This window comes from Holdemanella sp. (assembly GCF_056804935.1).
Map to the genome: position 1 here is coordinate 1 of NZ_DBMEXE010000103.1, position 5,499 is coordinate 5,499.

Sequence of the window (5,499 nt, forward strand, 5' to 3'; positions counted from 1 at the left end):
TTCCTGGTGACTAGCGTAAGTATATTCTTCAATTGTATACATAACGCGGGCTTTAATTAAATCTTCAGGAGTATTGTTCAATTTACCTTCACGTACCAATGTATATTGGAAAGGCATATATTGACTTAACAATGGTAATGGTACTGGATGTTCTTTTAAGTTAGTCAATAATTTAGCTAAAGCATTTTTAACATTTTCTTGAGGTAAATAGTAACGGCAACGGTCAGAGAATGAATATTTACGTTTGAATGCAATTTCATTTTCTGTTCCATGATAATATGGAGCCCATTTACCAGGGTTTGCTAACATGGCTTTGTCTAATTCTTCACGGAAGTGACTCGTTTCAAATCCATAAACAGCAGCCAATTCTTCTTCAATCATGCATAATGAGAAGATTCCTTCACGAGCGGCATAAGTAAGTCCAGGACCAACTTTTAAGATGCCAACACCATCTTCTACTAATTCACGTAATTTGTATTTAGTTTGATAATCAGTTGAGTGTCCTTCAAATACTAATTTGTCAAAATCTTTAATGCTTGCCATTAAATCTTTAGCACGTTCACGATCGTATTCTTCACATCCAGCATCTTTTTCTTCAACACCTGGCTGAACAACAGCAGCGATAACGTGGTTCCAAGCATCTGCGATTCCCATATCATCAAATGCTTTTTCAAATGTAGCTACAGTACTCTTGAAGTCTTCAGGTTTTGTAACTTGCATACCAGCATTTTCTTCTTGTGCTCCACCTGGAATTGGAACTTCACTACCGACGATATATACTGGGTGAATTGCTTCTGGATTTTCTTGAAGTAATTCTTGGTAAGCTTCTTCGCAAACTTTAGCTAAAGTAGCTCCACGACGAGCAATTGTTTCATCACTTAAACGAGTATTTGGATCATCATCAGCAACTTTCATACTTGTATCAATATGAATTTTAGTGAAACCAGCACGAACATAGTCATGTACTAATGTTTTTGCGTATTCCATAGCTTCTGCTTCTGGTTTGTTTGCGACTGTTAATGGTCCTAAGTGGTCCCCACCTAAGAAAATACGATCACTTGATAATCCAGCTTCTTTTGCTTTTTCATGACAGAAGTTGAAGAAATCTTTTGGTGTCATTCCTGAGTAACCACCATTTTGATCAACTTGGTTTGCAGTCGATTCAATTAAAACACATGAATCTTGTTTTTTTGCGGTTTCCATCGCAGCTTCAATAACGAATGCATTACTTGAACAGCATGAATAGATAGCTACGGCTTTACCTTCTTTTTGTTTTTTAACAATGTTTAATAATGGGTTTTGTTTAGGCATTGTATGTCCTCCTTAACTGTTTTTATTATACAGTATCTTTAACTTTTTTTCTTCTTTTTACCATAAAGTCAATTAAAAAGTGCAAATATTACTAATTTGTTAAAAATGACAAAAGCATTACTAAAATATGCATTTTATTTTGAAAGCGCTATGTTATAATATTAGAAGAAATATGGAGGAGATAACAATGAAGGTTATTGTATGTGAAAACTATGATGAAATGTCAGCAAAGGCATTTGAAGTCATGAAAGAATTATTGGATGCTAAGAAAGATGCTGTCTTAGGTTTGGCAACAGGATCTAGTCCAGTTGGATTATATAAGGAAATGATCCAATACCACAAAGATGGATATAGCTATAAAGATATTAAATCTTATAACTTAGATGAATATGTAGGAATCGATCGTAAAGATCCTCAATCTTACTATACTTTTATGTATGAAAACTTATTTAAAGATATTGATATTGATTTAAATAATACACATGTTCCTTATGGAAATACAGAAGCTGATTGTAAAGCTTATGAAGATGCTTTAAGTGAAGTATCAATTGACTTACAGGTATTAGGAATTGGACAAAATGGACACATCGGATTCAATGAACCTGGTACACCATTTGAAACATTAACTCACATCGTTGATTTAACAGAAAACACTCGTGAAGCAAATGCTCGTTTCTTTGATAACGATATTAACAAAGTTCCAACACAAGCTATTTCAATGGGAATTGGAACAATTATGAAATCTAAAAAAGTATTATTAGTGGCTAATGGTGAAAATAAAGCAGATGCTGTTAAAGCTATGATTGAAGGACCAATCGATACTGCATGTGCTGCAAGTGCATTACAAAACCACGCTGATGTAGTTGTTGTATTAGACAAAGCTGCTGCTAGTAAATTAACTAAATAATTGCGATTATCTTTATAGGATAGGGAATTCATTTCTCTATCCTTTTTATTTGTGTTAAAATTAAGCTGTATGAAAAAATGGATATATAGAATCGTTTTTGTCGTTAGCCTTTGTGTATTTGGGTACAGTGCCTATAATTTATGGGATATTTATTCACAGAAACAACAAGTTGCGACACAGACAAAACAATTAGAAAAAAAAGTAATTAAGAAAAAAAGAGAAAATAAAGTAGAAAAGAATGTTTTAGAACCTGATTGGGCAGCACTTCAAGCAGAGAATCAAGATATAGTAGGATGGATCTATGTTCCAGGTTGTGATATTTCTTTTCCTGTTATGCAATCGAAAGATAATGAATATTATTTGAATCATACAGTGAGTGGGGAATATAATAATAGAGGTTCGATTTTTTTGGATGCGAATGCGAATGCACAATTCCAAGATGATAATTCCATTATATATGGCCATTCTGTTGAAGGTGGAGGCATGTTTACCTTATTAAAGAAGTATTGTGATGAAGATTTTTTTAAGTCGCATCCAGTATTTTATTTATTAACACCAGATGCGAATTATAACTGTCATGTATTTACATTTGCGAAAACTACAGACGATAGTGTATTCTATACAACGTCATTTGGAGATTATAGACAAGAGACTTTAGATTCTATGAAACAGTCGTCTACATACTTCAATGATTTGGTGAATACAGATCAAAAGTTTGTTTCTTTATCCACATGTGATTTAGATTATGGATTTGAATCGAGTCATCGTTTTGTTTTGACTGGACAACTGGAAAAGACAAGTGACGATATTGTTTTAAAAGATTGATATATGATATACTTGGTGAGGTTTTTAATATGAAAATTTGTTTTGTGACAGGAGGAACAGGGGGTCATATTTATCCAGCTTTAGCTTTAGCGGATAAAATGAAAGAACTTGATTCTTCGACTGAAATATTATTTATTGGAAATGATGATCGCATGGAAAAGGATTTGATTCCGCAAAATGGCTATGCGTTTAAGGCTTTACATACTTCTGGATTTGTAGGAAATGCATTAAAAAAATGTATGGCGGTTTGTCAGATGTTTAAAGCAGAAGGTAAGGCAAAAAAATACTTAAAAGAATTCAATCCAGATGTTGTGATTGGATTTGGAGGATATGTGAGTGCGCCAGTTATTATGGCAGCTCATTCTTTAGGAATCCACACCGTAATTCATGAACAAAACTCCATTGTTGGTAAGGCCAACCAGCTTGTTATGAAGAAAGTGGATGCGATTATAACTTGTTATGAAAAATGTAATGAGGTTTTTCCAAAGGAAAAGATTCATATGTTGGGAAATCCAAGAGCAACAATTGCCAAAGAGGCAACATTTGATGAAGACTATTTTAAATCATTAGGTTTAGATTTAGATAAAAAAACAATCCTTATTGTGATGGGTTCTTTGGGCTCTAGTTCTGTAAATGAATTAATGAAGAGTGCTTTAAAGGATGTCAATGATGATTTACAATTTTTGTATGTCTGCGGAAAAGACAATTCTCAAGATTTGAATTTATTTGAAAGCCAAAAAAATATTCATGTTGTACCATATGTAGATACATTGCGTATTTATGGGCATGTAGATGGAATGGTTTGTCGTGCAGGTGCTACAACGCTTGCAGAAGTAACGGCTTTAGGGATTCCTTCTATCGTGATACCAAGTCCTTATGTGGCAAATAACCATCAATTTTATAATGCGAGTATGCTGCTAAGACAACAAGCTTGTCGTATTATTGAAGAAAAGGATTTGAATGCAGAAACTTTGCAAGGTCAAATTGTATCTTTATACGCAAATCCAGTGGTATATGAACAAACACATGAACATGCATTGCAGATGGGTAAACCGAATGCGGCATATGATATTATAGATTTATTGAAAAATATATGTAAAAAGGGGAACTAATATGAGCATAAAGGATCGTTTAATGACGTATGCAGAAGTTTTAGAACATGAGCCTATGAAGAAACATACCACTTTTAAGATTGGTGGTTGCGTAGACTATTATATATATCCCAAAAATTGTACAGCACTAATGTGTGTGCTTGAAATACTTGCACAGGAAAACATTCCATATTATGTACTTGGACGTGGATCTAACGTTTTATGTTCAGATACAGATTTTCATGGTGCAATCATCAATCTAGATCGTACTTTGAATGATTTCTATTTTGAACCAGATGGAGTGCTAGTAGCGCAAGCGGGATGTTCAATTATAAATATGGCAGTAGAGGCCATGAAAAGATCACTAACAGGTTTGGAATGGGCAAGTGGAATTCCAGGCTCAATTGGTGGTGGACTTTATATGAATGCCGGAGCTTATAAGGATAATTTGGCTAATCATTTAATTGATGTCTGTGTTTTAAAAGATAATACAATTTGTTGGATGAAAAAAGATGAATTGGATTATGCATATCGTCATTCTATCTTCCAATCACACAAGGATTGGACTATTTTAGTGGGTCGTTTCCAATTAGAAAAAGGAAACCAAAATGATATACGTGACTTGATGGATTCTAGACGTGAAAGAAGAATGAGTGCACAGCCTTTGGATAAGCCTTGTGCAGGTAGTGTGTTTAGAAATCCAGAAGAAATTCCAGCTTGGAAATTGATTGAAGAGTTGGGATTAAGGGGCCATAAAATTGGTGGTGCAATGGTTAGTGAAAAGCACTGTAATTTTATTGTGAATGATGATTTAAATGCGACAGCTCAAGATGTTCGTGATTTGATTCATGAAATTAAAACTCGAGCAAAAAAAGAATATAACATTGACATGGTTACGGAAGTTGAGCAGTTATATTGGTAAAGAAAAAAGTTAAGCTAACTATTAAACAATCGATTATTTTTAGTCTTGTTGTTATGATGGTAGCTAGTATTTTTGTGTATTATTTTTCTACAGATTCCCATGTCAAGGTTTTATCATGTAAAAACAATTATTATTTGTCAGATAGTGAAGTCTACGATTTGGCAAATGTGAGTACGAAGACACGTATCTATTTAATGCCTTCGATTATATTGGAGAAGAGAGTAGAAAAGATGCCTTTTGTACAGTCTTGTGATGTTTCAAAGAAAAATCGAAAGCTTACTTTTGATGTGCAGGAAAAATTGATGGTTGGCTATTATGTGAAGGATAATAAGAATTATGCCCTTTGCCAAAATGGCTCTTCGATTGAAATAGATGAACAATATTTGAATATGATTGTACATTTTCCTTTGTTGTCAAATTTTAATGCAAAACAAAGAAAGCAG

General features: G+C 33.6%; 5 protein-coding genes and 1 pseudogene. 5 read left to right on the top strand and 1 reads right to left on the bottom strand.

What is annotated here, in order from left to right; all coding sequences use genetic code 11:
- A partial coding sequence (locus ACZQCL_RS05840) for a class II D-tagatose-bisphosphate aldolase, non-catalytic subunit (protein WP_482482201.1) occupies window positions 1–1,311 on the bottom strand: 1,311 nt, incomplete at its 3' end.
- A 187-nt stretch (window positions 1,312–1,498) separates the two neighbouring features.
- On the opposite strand from ACZQCL_RS05840, the gene nagB reads away from it, so the two are divergent.
- The 5 genes and pseudogenes from nagB to ACZQCL_RS05865 all read left to right on the top strand — a co-directional run.
- On the top strand, window positions 1,499–2,218 hold the full coding sequence (gene nagB, locus ACZQCL_RS05845) for a glucosamine-6-phosphate deaminase (protein ID WP_227991483.1): 720 nt from the start codon (window positions 1,499–1,501) through the stop codon (window positions 2,216–2,218).
- Window positions 2,219–2,287: 69 nt separating this feature from the next.
- Complete coding sequence (gene srtB / locus ACZQCL_RS05850) at window positions 2,288–3,043, top strand: class B sortase (RefSeq protein ID WP_412343690.1); 756 nt, start codon at window positions 2,288–2,290, stop codon at window positions 3,041–3,043.
- A 29-nt stretch (window positions 3,044–3,072) separates the two neighbouring features.
- On the top strand, window positions 3,073–4,155 hold the full coding sequence (gene murG / locus ACZQCL_RS05855; RefSeq protein ID WP_227991481.1) for an undecaprenyldiphospho-muramoylpentapeptide beta-N-acetylglucosaminyltransferase: 1,083 nt from the start codon (window positions 3,073–3,075) through the stop codon (window positions 4,153–4,155).
- Window position 4,156: 1 nt separating this feature from the next.
- Window positions 4,157–5,056, top strand: a complete 900-nt coding sequence (murB, locus tag ACZQCL_RS05860) for a UDP-N-acetylmuramate dehydrogenase (protein ID WP_118115074.1) — start codon at window positions 4,157–4,159, stop codon at window positions 5,054–5,056.
- A pseudogene (locus ACZQCL_RS05865) lies at window positions 5,050–5,499 on the top strand (cell division protein FtsQ/DivIB); the annotation flags it as partial. The gene murB and the pseudogene ACZQCL_RS05865, both read left to right, overlap by 7 nt.